The organism is Paenibacillus sp. FSL R5-0623 (assembly GCF_037974265.1).
Lineage (GTDB): Bacteria > Bacillota > Bacilli > Paenibacillales > Paenibacillaceae > Paenibacillus.
The window spans coordinates 1,887,725-1,902,201 of the sequence record NZ_CP150233.1 but is presented as its reverse complement, the minus strand read 5'-3'; the positions used below and the strand labels follow the sequence as shown (position 1 = coordinate 1,902,201).

Sequence of the window (14,477 nt, the reverse complement as noted above, 5' to 3'; positions counted from 1 at the left end):
GAAGTGAACTGTGCACAGGTAGGTCTTAGGTTTAACGTGCCCCAAGCAAGAGGAAAACATGATGAATCTTCAGGATTGCTATGAAATTGGTTAGAATCTCCGTAATGTAATGTTTATTCCTGTGTGCTCAGGTTCTTAATCAGACGCAGACGATCTTCCTCAGACAGACTGTATTGAACTTGGAAACATCCCGAGCATACATAGGTCAATACCTTAAACGGTGGTGACAATAGTGACCCTTCGCCTGAAGCTGCGTTAGCAACTGGAGTAAAGTTATCCTGCGTTGCAGCTTGAGTACCAGCAAGAATCATGAATTCCCGACAATTCGGGCACTCGGGTACTTCTTCCTGATGATCAAGTTGCTTCTGGACACCTTGTTCATATTGAATCAGGTCATTACCTTCATCCGCGTATTTGGTTAACGTTCGCAACTCCGGCAATTTGAGCTCAACTTCATCCCCCCACAGATCTGAAAGATCCGTAGTCTGTTTATCATCGTTTGCATGATCCACATCATAAATGTCGTCTTCAGCTTCATCTTGCTCTTCATCTCCGATGTCAATGTTGAGTGTACGATATCCCTTCAATTCATTGTGACAATATGGACACTCTTCTTCAGGACCGAGTTCCTCATCCCATACAATCTCCGTGTGACACCAAGGGCATACTGTTGTCTCCATATTAAATCAACCTTTCTCTTTCAAATCATCATGTATTCATCACATAGATCACACCGATGGCAAAAAACACAATTGATGCCGCAAACAGAATCCGTATCAGTATCTTCATGACCGGTCCCCCTAGATAATACTCGCGCCAATAACAAACGACAATGAAACGGAAATAATCATGGATATCAATCCAACAGCTCGGTTGTCCGCTTCGATCTCCTTATCAATGGAGAACACGGGTGTCAGGAATTCGAACAAAAAATAGGCAACGAGCAGAAGGAAGAACCCAACAAACGACCACGTCATGGCTTCATACACCGAAGATTTAGCCTGTATGCAGAAACGCAGTACGTTGCAGATCCCGAAGATCTTACCTCCTGTAGCCATCGCAACGGCCACATTGCCCTTCTTGATCTCCGTCCAGCATTTATACTTGGTCACCAGTTCGAAGCAAGCCAGAAATACAAGCAACTCCATAATCGCTACCGAGAAAAAACCGAGTACCATCCCCAAGGGATGAGACAGCAATTGGTCAATGCTTTCTATCACGCACCGTTCCCCTCTCCCCATCTGCGACCTTCATGAATAAGGTCGCAGAATATCATTGATTCATGGACCGGCTATTCCAATTCTGCGACGGTCACACCGTTCCCGCCTTCTCCGTAATTGCCCAGCCGGTAGCTTTTAATATGTTTATGCTTACGCAGGTAATCCTGAATACCGGAACGTAAAATTCCCGTACCTTTACCGTGAATAATATAAACTTGGCCCAGGTTGGCAAGGAAAGCTTCATCAATGAACCGATCTGTCTCCATCAGGGCTTCTTCCAGGTTGGTACCACGCAGATCCAATTCACTTTTCACATTGTCATCACGTGTGCGTTTCATACCCGTTACCGGTTTTTGTTTCGGTTTGGCTGCTGGAGCCGATTGCTGCAGTTCCAGGTCATCCAGGGATACTTTCATTTTCATAATCCCCAGTTGTACCATAGCGTCTTTGCTGCCCGACATCTCTACAACATGGCCTTTCTGATTCAAACTGTAGACAAGCACTTCATCACCAGGACCGATGGCACGAGTCTTCGGCGCTGTTGCCGTCTTCTTGACCGTTTTTCTGCGTTTCTCCGGTTCCGCCTCGTCCAGCTGTTTGCGGGCAGCAATGAGTTTGTGCTCCTTCACGGAAGCACCTTCTTCCATAGCCAACAGGCGAAGATCGGCTATAATCTTCTCCGCTTCCGCGCGAGCCTTGTCCACAATGCTGCGTGCATCTTCTTCTGCTTTTTCAATCCTACGATCACGCTGCTGTTCCAGCTTCTCCAATTCGGTCTGATGACGACTGCGTAATTTCTCCATATCCTGGCGCAAGCTCTCTGCCTTCTCACGTTCTTGTTCAGCCGTAAGACGGTTCTCTTCAAGAGAAGCAATCATGTGCTCAATCCGTTGATCCTCTTCCTTCACTTCGCCACGGGCGTAGTCGAGAATGTAACCCGGCAGTCCCAGTCGCTCTGCAATGGCAAATGCATTACTTCGTCCAGGTACACCCACCAGAAGGCGATAGGTTGGACTCAGTGTGTTGATGTCAAATTCCATGCTGGCATTAATGACACCTTTACGCTCATATGCGTATGCTTTCAGTTCACTGTAGTGCGTGGTTGCAACCATGCGACATCCCGTCCGGTGCATATGCTCCAGCATGGAGATCGCCAGTGCGGAACCTTCAGCAGGATCTGTCCCTGCTCCAAGTTCATCGAGCAACACCAAACTTTTCGGCGTCATGTTTTTCAGAATGCGAATGATGTTGGTCATATGACTGGAGAAAGTACTCAGATTCTGCTCGATACTCTGCTCGTCCCCAATGTCTGCATAAATCGCATCAAATACACATAACTGACTGCCATCCTCAGCCGGAACAAATAAACCGGACATTGCCATCAGGCTGAGCAATCCAATCGTTTTGAGCGTTACCGTCTTACCACCCGTATTCGGACCTGTCACGATAATGGATGTGTAATCATTGCCCAGCTCTATGTCGATTGGAACCACATTTTCGATCGCAATCAGTGGATGACGGCCTTTCTTAAGCTTCAGGAACCCGCGGTCATTCATGCGAGGCAATGTTGCTTTTAGTTCACGAGCCAGTCGTGCTTTGGCAAAGATAAAATCAAGTGATCCCAGCAAGTCGACATCATACAACAGCCACTCTCCCTGCTCACTGACAAGTGCCGTCAATTTCTGCAAAATAATTTCTATTTCGCGTTCTTCCCGAATTCGGGTTTCACGTAATTTGTTGTTCATGGCAACAATGGATTCCGGCTCAATGAACAATGTCGCACCCGAACCGGATTGATCATGCACAATCCCGCCAAAGTACGAACGATATTCAGCTTTCACCGGGATTACAAAACGGTCTCCTCTGATGGTGATGAGCTGATCCTGAAGCATCTTGGATACGGTAGAGGATCGTATCATGGAATCCAGTTTTTCGCGAATCCGTGCTTCTCCGCCTCGCAGCTCACGACGAATCTGCGCCAACGTTACGCTTGCACTGTCGGCAACCTCTGCATTATCGTCAATACAGATTTTGATGGCATCCTCAAGCGTTTTTTGCTCCGACAGTTGATCACTGATATAGAACAATGATTCGATGGGCTCATCTTCATGCAAAGTACCAATCTGACGTTTCAATCGCCGCGCCGCAAAGGTTGTATTGGATATTCCCAAAAGTTCGTGAGGGTTAAGTGTGCCTCCAATTTCAGCACGTTTGATGGAAGCCGTAATATCTACAATTCCCCCAAACGACGGTGAGCCTTTCAGGCGATCAAATGTGAAGGCTTCATCGGTTTGCTGCAACAACCGCTTCACTTCTTCAAGTTCACTGCTTGGTTCAAGTTGCTCCGCTTTCTTTTTTCCCATGGTCGTCTGAGCAAAGCTAAGCAATGTATTTAAAATTTTGCGATATTCCAGTGTGTGTAAAATTTTCGTGTCCAAGTGTACAACTCCTTCCAAACTATATCTGTATTATAACGAAAGAAACTTTCTTACGCTATTTAACGAATCCTTCCACACATAACTTCAACCATAGCACCACAAACTACAGGTGTCAGGATTGTGCAACCTCTCCATCCCCCTGGAGTTGCCCTGCTCAGTTCAATCCGAATAAAAGGAGGTAAACACCATGAATTTCCTGGGACATGTCGTGCGATTTATCATCGCTGCAATTGTATTAATGGTGGTCAGCTGGATCGTTCCCGGATTCGCCGTTGGTGGCTTCTGGAGCGCCCTGTTGCTTGCTCTCGTCATTGCCCTGCTCGGCTGGATCGTTGAAGGTATCTTCGGCAAAAGGGTCAACCCGTTTGGTCGCGGTATTGTCGGATTTATCGTTAGCGCACTGGTGATTTGGCTTGGTCAATATGTTGTAGATCATGTTGAAGTCAGCCTGCTCGGTGCCATTCTCGCTGCGCTGGTTATCGGGATTATCGATCTCTTCATCCCGGTATCCACCCCTTTTGATGCCGGACGAAGCTCCAAAAGTTAATCTCCACTTCACCTTAACGTCCCCATGAATTCTCCTAAACCTCTGAAGGCCCTGGCCGGAAGGGGTTTATTTCATTCGGGCAGTACGCCTGCTCTGCCGTACACGTACAATTTTCAAAAAAACGACATACGCAGCGTGTACAGGCATCCACATATTGCGGTATGATGACTGGAGCAATCATTCAAATTTTATCCATATCACGCTTTAAGGAGGCACATAATGAAGAAAGGCATAACATGGCTCGCTGCCTGTATGTTAATTCTGGTCCTCACTGCATGTGGAGGAGCGAATCAGTCCGCAGACTCTGACAGCAACGGGTCGGATGCTGGCGTTACAGCCAGTGAAGAACTGGTCATCAAGGCAAGCAACTACACATTTGATCAACCCGAGTACCATCTTAAAAAAGGTGTCCCGGTTAAGATTGTTTATGAAAATGTAAACGGAAACCACGGTATTCTTGTGCCTGAGCTGAATCTTACGCTCGACACCAGAAATAGTTCCAAAGTCATAACCCCGGACAAAGTTGGTGAGTTTGAAATGTCCTGTTCGGTCTTCTGTGGTTCCGGACACAGCAGCATGATCTCCAAAATTATCGTTGAAGAATAGGTTTCAAGACAAGGAGCCCCCGCAGCGACGGGAGCTCCTTCTTTAGTATAACAAATTGTACCAGAGTGCGTTGCACACGAGCCAGTGCTACTACAATCAATCCGCTAGGTCTGGTCCTGTTCAATCAATTCAATCCATTCGTTATATTCCGTCTGCAATTTCGTATATTCATCATGCAACTGACGATATTCCGTGTTCAGCTGCTCAGCCTTCTCCTGCTCCATTTCACGTTCAACCTGTAACAAACGTAATTGATTGGCCGCTAGTTCGTAACGCTCCCCCATCTCAAGCAGTTTAGTTTCCATGATCTCTTTCTCTTGGGTCGCTTCTGCACGTAACTTGTCCAGCTGCTGTCGTTCTTGCTCCAGCCCCTCCAGCAACTCACTACTTGCAGCACTTTCTCTCTTCCAAACCGTTAGTTCATTCTCAAGTGCAGCCCAGCGCTCCTGCCAGGATTGTTCCTGAGCCGCCCATTCGTCTGCACGGCGTTGCCACACCTGGTTGTTCTGCTCTGCTTGTTCAACGGTTGAGTGAAGTTCTTCTTCACGTCTTGTCATCTGCTCCAGACGGGATGCCAACTCGGCCTGTTTGGCTGACAGTTCTTCGTGTTTGATCTGCCACTCCAATGCTTCTTCCTCAGTCTGGGCTAGCCGGCTCTCTTGCTCCGAGTAGCGCTCGGAAAGTTTCGCTGAAGACTGTCTCGCTTCTTCAAGTGCGCTCACAATCTCTTGTTTCTCCTTGCTCAATTCATCCAGCTTGGAACTGTAATTCTCTTCCCGTTGTAATGCATCACTGTAATCATTACGGATTTGTTTATAGTTATCCTGAAGTCGGTTCAGCTCTTCCCGAACAACATTTAGCTCAACTTCAAGCTGATTGCGTTTCTCTTCCAAAAGCTCTGCATCCTTCTGGTATTGCACAGCCTCTTCATGGTTGAAACGAGACTCTTCCTTCACCACGGACAATTCATCATGAAGAGATTGCACACCAGACTCCAACGTTTCATTTTGTTCAGCAACTTCAAGAATCTGATTCTCCAGGTCCCCGATCTCAGCCAATCGCTGCTCAGCAAGGTCCTTCCAGGACTGCTCACGTTCCGTAAGCGTGCCGATCTCATTCTGCAATGTACGCACCGCAGCATGAGCCTGTTCAAGCACCTTATGCAATCTGCGTTGTTCCTCTTCCGACTTCACTTCAGCCTCACGAAGCTTTTGAACTTCCTGTTCAAGCTGTGCATGTTGCTCCTGAAGTTTGCGCAGCTGTGCTGTGAGAGAGGTTTCTCTATCCACAGTTTCATTATACTTCTGCTTCCATTGTTCCTGTGAATCACGGGATTGCTGGGCAGCCTGTTCCGTTTCACGCAGAAGCTCCTGCAACTGGGAACGATCCTCTTTCAACTGCTCCAGTTGTTGTTCCAGTTCCGTAATTCGGCGAGTCTGAACTTCCTGCTCCTGTTTACGGACCCCATGTTCATGACGTAACGATTCCAATTGACCACGCTCGTGCTGAAGTTGCTGTTCTTGCTCTGCAACTATGTCCTGTGCACTGATAAGCTGGGTCATTACTTCTTCTAATTGTTCTTCGACATCTAATAGTCGAGTCTCCGCCTGTTTACGTTGTTCCTCAAGTTGCTGCTTGAGCTTGCCCTGTTCTTCTTGCAACAAGGCCTCCGCCGCCGCTTCGGCTTCTTTCGCCTGGGACGCTGCTGCTTCCTTGGCTTGCTGCAATTGTTCTTCGAGAGCTGCTTCTTTCTCCATCCATTCGAGTTCCAACTGCTCGGATAACGCCTTGAACTCCGCATTCAACTGATTTATCTCAGTCAGGCGCTGCTGCTCCGCTTGTTCCTGCAAGTCAGCCCGTTCCCGATTCGCCTGATCCGTGAGCTCTTGTGTCTGTTGCAACGCTTTTTCTTCAGCCTGTTGAAGACGAAGTTCCATCTGTTGCTGAAGTTCCTGATATTGCAGCGTTGCTTCTTCCTGAGCTTTCTTCAGATTGCTCTCTGCCTGCTCCAACTCGGACAAAATGGCCGACTCGGCTTCTTCCTTGGCTGTCTGAACCTGCTGCGCAGCTTTGGCTTCAATCTGCTGACGTTCTGCAACGGCACGGCTTTCGACTTCTTTTAATTGAGCTGCAGTCTTGTCCTGCAGCTCTTTATATTGCGCCGCAGCTTTGGCCTGCGCCTGCTGCAATTCGGCTGCAGAACGGTTCTGAGCTTCTTTGAGCTGGGAAGCGGCCTGTGCCTGTGCAGTTTTAAGCTGGTTAGCCGCTTTCTCTTCCATTTCCTTCAGCTGTTTCGTTCCCTTGGCTTCTGCTTCCTTCAGTTGAGCTGTCGCTTGCGCCTGCAATTTCTGCACTCGCTCCGTTGCTTGAGCGCGTTCTTGCTCCAACAGCGTATTCAACTTGGCTATCTCTGAATTTTTGTCCGATTCGGACTTTTGCAACGCCTGCTCTGCTTCAATCTTCAGCTTTTGCAAATCAGCAAGAGCCTGGTCACGCCGTTCCAATTCTTGTTGATGTTCATTTTGTATGGCGTTCAACCGATTCAATTCGTTTCTCAGTTCTGTACGTTCTCCAGTGATCATCTTCAGTTCATTACGGATTTCCTGAGTCTGAAGAGACTGTTCAGCCATATGTACAGCCGCCAGTACCGCAATACGCGGAGTATCCAGACGGGAATTTTGCTTGGAGATTGCGCCCATACGCTCATCTACCAGGTTAGCTACTTGTTTCATATAGTCGGCACTGCTGCCAACCAGTTTATAGGAAGTCCCGTAGATCTCTACGGTGACGCGTGTACGATCAGGTGTAGTCACAGTTGTGCCCTCCTTCAAGTCTGTATGTTGATTCTAAGCTGTAATCACAAAAAAGTCACATCGATCCTCTAATGCTAAGGATTCGATGTGACTTCAAACAATTCCTGCTAATCTTTGTTCAAAAAATCTTCTTTTGTCCTATTTACGCAATTCCGCTCCGAATTGCTCTTCCAGACGAGCCACTACACGGGCATGAACTTCAGTAACTTCCTCATCGGTGAGTGTACGTTCACGATTCCGGTATACCAGTGCCATCGCCACGCTCTTCTTGTTTTCACCCAGTTTACTGCCAGTAAACACATCGAATACCTGTACGTTTTGTAACAATTCACCCGCCGATTCACGAATGGCGCGCAGCATATCTCCAGCTTCAACATCCTCATTCACAACAACCGCGATATCACGTTCCATGGCTGGGAAACGCGGAAGCTCACGATAACGAATGTCAGCGTCTGCTTCGCTGTATATCGATTCAAGTGCAATCTCTGCGATGTATACATCATTCAGATCATACTGCTGTTGCAGTTCCGGATGCAATTGACCCAATGTACCGATCAATGTGCCTTCCCCGCCATCCTTACCTTCCAGGTAAACCGATGCGGAACGTCCCGGATGGAATCCTTCAGGGCTGTTTGCTACCAAGCGAATGCGTTGTTCAAGCCCCACGTAGGCGAACAGATGCTCAAGCGCACCTTTCAGATCGAAGAAGTCTACTTTCTCCGCTCCAACATTCCACTGCTGGCTTGCACGATTTCCGGTGAGAAGCAGCCCCAGTACTGGGATTTCATGCGGTTGCTTGGTCAACTGATCTTCTTCGGTGAAGAACACATTGCCCACTTCAAATACAGCCAGTGAATCCTGTTTGCGGTTCATGTTATACACCGCTGCATCCAGCATTTGCGGCAAAATACTCGTACGAAGCACACTGCGGTCCTCACTCATAGGCATCGCGAGTTTCACGGCTTTACTGCCTTGTGTCAATGCCGGGAATAGGGTCGCTTTATCCGGGTGTACAAAGGAGTAACTGATCATTTCCTGCCAGCCACTGCCTGAGAGCAATCCACGAATAGTGCGACGCATCGCTTGAGAGCGTGTATATGCCCCCGGTGTCGTCGGTCCTTCAATCCATGTGGTCGGAATGTTGTCATATCCGTACAGGCGTGCAATCTCTTCAAACAAGTCCACATCAAGCGTAATATCCCCTCTGCGTGTTGGCACTTCCACATCCAGCAATCCTTGATCAGCATCACCACATGCAAAGTGCAAACGAGCGAAGATGGTTTTTACCTCAAGCAAAGACAGATCGGTTCCCAGATAACGATTCAGTCTGTCCAGCGACAATTGAATCACACGTTTCTCCGCAGCTTCTGCTCCAGCTTCCACGATTCCCTGATGCACTTCACCTTCAGCATAACGCTGTATCAGTTCAGCCGCACGATCCAAAGCTGTAATGACTGCACCCGGATCTACTTCCTTCTCAAAACGCATGCTTGCTTCGGAACGCAGCCCCAGTTGGCGCGACGTTTTCCGAACGGTTCCGCCGTCGAACTTGGCGGACTCCAGCAACAGATTCACCGTCCCCTCCGATACCTCGGAATTCTCGCCACCCATAACCCCAGCGATGGCTACAGGTTTCACGCCGTCCGTGATGAGCAACATGTGCGGCTCCAGCTTGCGCTCCTGTCCATCCAGTGTAACAATCGTTTCGCCTTCGTTGGCCATCCGCACTTCAATATGGCCCTTTTCCAGCTTATCCGCATCGAATGCATGTAGCGGTTGACCGTATTCCAGCATGACATAGTTCGTGATATCAACGATGTTATTGATTGGGCGAACACCTGCCGCCATGAGACGGTTTTGCATCCACAACGGGGAAGCACCCAGCTTAATGCCAGTTACATAACGAGCTGCATAGTGACTGCATTGCTCCTGTGCCTTAATCTCTACGGAGATATGACTCGCGGCTGCATCACCAACTTCAACCAGTTGGTCTTTGGGACTTGGCAGCTTCACTTCACGACCCAGGATGGCACCCACTTCATAAGCAGCACCACGCATGCTGAGACAGTCGGAACGGTTCGGTGTCAGGTCCAGTTCAAGCACATGATCGTCAAGACCAAGAACCTGACTAATTGGCGTGCCAACCTCTGTTTGTTCTGGCAGAACGAGAATACCTTCCTGCTGATCTTTGGGCAGCAATTTGTCGTTCATGCCCAGCTCTTTGGCGGAACAGATCATGCCAAGGGAGACAACACCGCGCAGTTTGGCTTTTTTGATATCCAATCCACCAGGGAGCTTCGCTCCAACCAGGGCTACGACTACTTTTTGGCCTGCATCCACATTTTTCGCACCACACACGATCTGCAGATCTTCTTCCTGTCCGGCATCGATGACACATACATTCAGTTTGTCTGCATCGGGGTGTTTCTCCTTGCTCTTCACATAACCTACAACGACTTTATTCACGCCCTTGTTGCGGTTCTCCACTACATCAATTTCGACACCCGCACGGGTGATTTTCTCCGCCAATTCCTGTGGCGTCACACCTTCAAGGGAAATATAATCAGACAGCCAATCTGTCGATACTCTCATGGACGTTCACTTCCTTCATCTATAAATTGGTGTTCCCGGTTCATTCGCTTGCTCTAAATGGTTAATCTTTTTTGTCTTAGTGTTACAGCCGTCCAAATTGCTTCAGGAAGGTCAGATCACTGTTGTAGAAGTGACGGATATCATCGACACCATATTTCAGCATCGCGATACGTTCTACGCCCATACCAAATGCAAAACCACTGTATTTCTCCGGATCATAACCACCCATTTCCAGTACTTTCGGGTGAACCATACCGCCGCCCAAAATTTCAAGCCAGCCTGTTTGCTTACATACTCGACAGCCGCTGCCGCCACATTGTACACAAGTTACATCCACTTCCGCACTTGGCTCTGTGAACGGGAAGAAACTTGGACGCAGACGAATTTCTGTGTGGGAACCGAACATTTCGCGCACGAATTGCAACAGGGTTCCTTTCAGATCGCTCATACGAATGTTTTCGCTAATGACCAATCCTTCAACCTGGTTGAATTGGAAAGAGTGCGTCGCATCGTCGTCATCACGGCGGTATACTTTACCTGGGCAGATGACTTTGACAGGCACTTCGCCCTTCATGCTCTGCATGGTGCGTACTTGAACCGGAGATGTGTGGGTACGCATCAACAAGTCTTCTGTAACATAGAAGGAGTCCTGCATATCGCGCGCTGGGTGATTCTTTGGCAGATTCAATGCTTCAAAGTTGTAATAATCCATTTCGACTTCAGGACCTTCCGCAACGCGGTATCCCATACCGATGAAAATATCTTCGATCTCCTGTACCACTTTGGTCAGTGGATGCAGTCCGCCTTGGCGTCCACGACGTCCTGGCAGGGTTACATCAATTTTCTCGGATTGCAGACGCTTCGCCGTCTCTTCCTTCTGGAACTGATCCTGCTTGCTGTCAATGACTTCCTCAATAGCAGCCCGAACATCATTGGCTACTTGACCAATAACTGGACGTTCCTCCGCACTAAGCGCACCCATACCACGCAAAATCTCAGTTAATGCACCCTTTTTCCCCAAATACTTTACACGCAGATCACCGAGCGTCTGCGGATCATTCACACCAGACAACTGCTCCAGCGCTTCGATCTTCAATGCCTCTAAACGTTCTTTCATGTGTAATTGCCCCCTTTTTGTGGTGTTTTTGCAACAAAAAAAGGCCTTCTCTCCCCTGAAGGGACGAAAAGACCGTGGTACCACCCTTGTTAGACATCCATTGCTGCGTGGCCTTCTGGCCTGCAACTGGTTCTGTCTCACTTTGTACGGAATAACGACCGTTAACCGTTTGCCCCTACTGTTGCCTCTGTGTCTGCACACAAACAGGTTCAGGGAACCGCTTCGGAGTGAATTTCGGCAGCCTTGTTCTACAGAAACGCTCTCAATCTACGGCGCTTCCTCCCTGTCCAGAGGCACTGCTTACTTGTCTCCATCATCACGTTTGCTTTTAAGTTAAACCTCTAGAGGTTGTCAAAAAGTCCGCTTTTGATTACGAATGATGCCTAGCGGCATGATCAGCGTCGAATATGGCATTCAGCCGAATAAGCAGATGCTTACGAAGTATGTTTCCTTCGGAAACATTGTAGTTGCTCACGTAGTTTTCCTACGCTCCGCTACTCCATTTCTATCTTCATCCCATCTTCTTGGTACTGAAAACCGATCTTTTTGAACACTTACCTATATCGATGTAATCATCGATGATCGTTCATAATTATATGCAAAACAGATCGAAATAGCAAGCCGTCCATGTTCTAATTTATGCTTGCACCCTTATCTTTCAATTGTTTCAGGCGCCGCTGGATTTCGCGAATCTCAGCTGCCTCGACTGCTCGCTCATTCGAATGCTCCGGTTGTGTCAGACTGTCTTTTCCAGCAGTGCTCACAGGAGACAGCAACTCCGATAGGCGCATCTCCAATCGTAACCGCTCGTCATCGGATTCCCGGGTCTCCAGCGCCACCTCCCGAAGTTTGGTGGACTGCTCCCAATCCGACACGCCTCCTTCAAACAGAGTTGCTGTGCCACCAGCCTCCAGATCGCATAACCGATTCGCGAGTGACTTCGTCAGCATCCGGTCATGGGATACAAGCACCAAAGCACCTGAAGCCTGTTTTAATACATTCTCCATGACTTCCTGGGTATCAATGTCCAGATAATTCGTCGGTTCATCCAGCACCAATAGATTGGCTCCGCCAAAGTAAAGCCTCAGAAATGCCACTCTGCACTTTTCCCCCATGCTCAAATCCCCAATCCGCTTGAACACATCATCTCTGGAAAATAGGAAACATCCCAGAATGGTACGTGCCGCACTTTGTGTCATGGATGGAAGGGTAAGCAAGCTGTCCAGCAGCGTCTGATTCTCAGGAAGCCCTTCCAGCTCCTGTGAAAAGTAACCGATTTTCAGCTGTGGATGCCGTGTGACCTTGCCTTGCGAAGGTTCCAGCTCACCAATCATCAACTTCAGCAGTGTTGTCTTGCCCGTTCCATTAGGGCCCCGTACAGCAAGCCGATCGCCGCGTTCCACAGTAATTCGAAGATCGTGCAGCAATGGATTGTCTCCCGTATATGAAAAACTCACCTCTTCCAGCGCAAGCAGCTGGCGTGCAGCCAGTGAATTCATCTGTAATTCCATGTTCAACTTGGCAGCTTCACGAGGTTTATCCACCCGTTCCCGCTCCAAACGCTCCAACTGTTTTTGTTTCGCATGATAACGTGAAATATTTTTGTTGGCTTTGGCCTTGTAGAAGCTCTGGGTGATCTTCACCTCCACATCGGTCGCTGAGTTATGCGCTTTATGGAACCACTCCTGATAATTTCGAATCGTTTCTTCCAGCGCCTTACGTTCCAACTCCTGCCTGCGATAGATCGTTTCCTGTTCGCGTAATTCACGCTCTTTGTGGATTTTGTAGTCGGAATATCCGCCCTTGTATTTGGTCAGGGCATCTGAATTAAACTCAATGACGCCTGATGCTACCTGATCAATAAACGTACGATCGTGTGATACAAATAACAGCGTACCTTCATATGAGGATAACCACTCTTCCAGCCAACGCATGCTCCCCTCATCCAGATGATTCGTCGGTTCATCCAGGATCAGCAATTTAGGTTTGCTGACTAGTAGCCCCGCCAAACGAGCCTTTGTTTTTTGTCCACCGCTCAAGGAATCATAGGGTCTGTTCCAATGCTCTGCGGATAATCCAAGGCGAGTCAGTACTTTCTCTACCTCTGTCTCCCACATATAACCGTTCAACCGTTCATATTGATCCATCACTTGCGTATAAGCTGCAAGCAGCTCTCCGTCAGCTTCAGTGCTGACGCTCAAACGTTGTTCCAGCTCTTCCAAGTTCCGTTTCACTTCATAGATCTGACCGCTCTCACGCCGGACCGCATCCAGTACATTCATCCCGGCCTCAATCTCCGAGCGCTGGCGCATGAACCCCCATTCCTGCTGGGGGATATGACGTTCAATCCGTCCACCACCATGCTCCTCACCCAAAATGATGCGTAACAACGTTGTTTTGCCGCATCCGTTTCGACCCAAAATGGCGAGTCGCTCGCCCTCATTTATCTCCAAATTCAATCCTGTAAACAATTCATTGCCGTTCCACTCTTTTGATACTTCATGTAAGCGTACCAATGTCATCATGAGGCCTCATCCTTCCTGCATCCTTTTTGCTGAACAAAAAAACCGCTGGCATCAGCCGGCGGTTTGGCAATTCAGGGTTGGATCAAGCATTCAAAGACAGATCTAAGGTAAGCTACGGCATGAACAAAGAAACCCCAAACACAGGGTACACGTAAACCTACAAGGCTTACTTGTTCCATACCTTTCCCATAGCTGAATTTGGACACACGAATCCCCTCATTGCTCAGCCGCTCTGGCTGACTGCGTCATAAAACCGTCTGCAGTTAACTGGGGTTCAATTCATGTGTTTTACTTCATGGGACGTATGGTTACCTCTCATTCATGTGTAGTATCAATTTCTCCGTTATTGTACCAGATCATTGTAAAAAAGCAAAGGGTATATAAATTAAACTAAAGCATACTTACTTATTCGCCACTCCAAAGACAGAACAATCTTCTGATCGCTGTTACCACGAGATTTCTTTTAAGGTAATAGAAAAAGCCCCTGCATCGCAAGGGCTTCGGTACTGCTTCGTTAAGCGGGTGATGGGAATCGAACCCACGCTATTAGCTTGGAAGGCTAAAGTTCTACCATTGAACTACACCCGCATGATTGAAGATTTATTGTTAAGTTCCTTAG

At 48.2% G+C, this 14,477-nt stretch carries 9 protein-coding genes and 1 tRNA gene; 2 read left to right on the top strand and 8 right to left on the bottom strand.

Translation table 11 applies throughout. The annotated features are described in order from the left end of the window. Window positions 1-113 precede the first annotated feature (113 nt). From MKY92_RS08805 to MKY92_RS08795, 3 genes are all read right to left on the bottom strand, one after another. Window positions 114-680 carry a hypothetical protein gene (locus tag MKY92_RS08805; RefSeq protein WP_237176223.1) on the bottom strand — a complete coding sequence of 189 codons (567 nt, stop codon included), beginning with the start codon at window positions 678-680 and terminating at the stop codon, window positions 114-116. Between the two features lie 120 nt (window positions 681-800). Continuing rightward, complete coding sequence (locus MKY92_RS08800; RefSeq protein WP_339300276.1) at window positions 801-1,241, bottom strand: DUF350 domain-containing protein; 441 nt, start codon at window positions 1,239-1,241, stop codon at window positions 801-803. A gap of 50 nt (window positions 1,242-1,291) precedes the next feature. Next, window positions 1,292-3,658, bottom strand: coding sequence for an endonuclease MutS2 (locus MKY92_RS08795; RefSeq protein WP_124113694.1), 2,367 nt, complete (start codon window positions 3,656-3,658; stop codon window positions 1,292-1,294). 187 nt (window positions 3,659-3,845) lie between these two features. Here MKY92_RS08795 and MKY92_RS08790 point away from each other — a divergent pair, with 187 nt between their 5' ends. Then, a complete protein-coding gene (locus MKY92_RS08790) occupies window positions 3,846-4,205 on the top strand; it encodes a phage holin family protein (protein ID WP_017689637.1) in 360 nt (119 codons plus the stop codon). 219 nt (window positions 4,206-4,424) lie between these two features. Further along, window positions 4,425-4,811 (top strand): cytochrome C oxidase subunit II, encoded by a 387-nt coding sequence (locus MKY92_RS08785; RefSeq protein ID WP_339300274.1) that lies wholly within the window; start codon window positions 4,425-4,427, stop codon window positions 4,809-4,811. A gap of 104 nt (window positions 4,812-4,915) precedes the next feature. Here the strand turns inward: MKY92_RS08785 and MKY92_RS08780 are convergent, their stop codons facing one another. The 5 genes from MKY92_RS08780 to MKY92_RS08760 all read right to left on the bottom strand — a co-directional run bounded on the left by MKY92_RS08780 (window position 4,916) and on the right by MKY92_RS08760 (window position 14,446). After that, window positions 4,916-7,624 (bottom strand): hypothetical protein, encoded by a 2,709-nt coding sequence (locus MKY92_RS08780; RefSeq protein ID WP_339300272.1) that lies wholly within the window; start codon window positions 7,622-7,624, stop codon window positions 4,916-4,918. A gap of 138 nt (window positions 7,625-7,762) precedes the next feature. After that, window positions 7,763-10,216, bottom strand: a complete 2,454-nt coding sequence (gene pheT, locus MKY92_RS08775; protein ID WP_339300270.1) for a phenylalanine--tRNA ligase subunit beta — start codon at window positions 10,214-10,216, stop codon at window positions 7,763-7,765. A gap of 82 nt (window positions 10,217-10,298) precedes the next feature. Further along, window positions 10,299-11,333, bottom strand: coding sequence for a phenylalanine--tRNA ligase subunit alpha (gene pheS / locus MKY92_RS08770; protein WP_017689641.1), 1,035 nt, complete (start codon window positions 11,331-11,333; stop codon window positions 10,299-10,301). Between the two features lie 632 nt (window positions 11,334-11,965). Continuing rightward, complete coding sequence (gene abc-f, locus MKY92_RS08765) at window positions 11,966-13,858, bottom strand: ABC-F type ribosomal protection protein (RefSeq protein ID WP_339300268.1); 1,893 nt, start codon at window positions 13,856-13,858, stop codon at window positions 11,966-11,968. Between the two features lie 517 nt (window positions 13,859-14,375). Then, window positions 14,376-14,446 (bottom strand) — tRNA-Gly (locus MKY92_RS08760). Window positions 14,447-14,477: the final 31 nt, after the last annotated feature.

Coding starts and splice junctions, on each gene's coding strand:
- pheT (WP_339300270.1), bottom strand. CDS start 10,216: ATGAGAGTATCGACAGATTGGCTGTCTGATTATATTTCCCTTGAAGGT.
- pheS (WP_017689641.1), bottom strand. CDS start 11,333: ATGAAAGAACGTTTAGAGGCATTGAAGATCGAAGCGCTGGAGCAGTTG.
- MKY92_RS08805 (WP_237176223.1), bottom strand. CDS start 680: ATGGAGACAACAGTATGCCCTTGGTGTCACACGGAGATTGTATGGGAT.
- MKY92_RS08790 (WP_017689637.1), top strand. CDS start 3,846: ATGAATTTCCTGGGACATGTCGTGCGATTTATCATCGCTGCAATTGTA.
- MKY92_RS08785 (WP_339300274.1), top strand. CDS start 4,425: ATGAAGAAAGGCATAACATGGCTCGCTGCCTGTATGTTAATTCTGGTC.
- MKY92_RS08800 (WP_339300276.1), bottom strand. CDS start 1,241: ATGGGGAGAGGGGAACGGTGCGTGATAGAAAGCATTGACCAATTGCTG.
- abc-f (WP_339300268.1), bottom strand. CDS start 13,858: ATGATGACATTGGTACGCTTACATGAAGTATCAAAAGAGTGGAACGGC.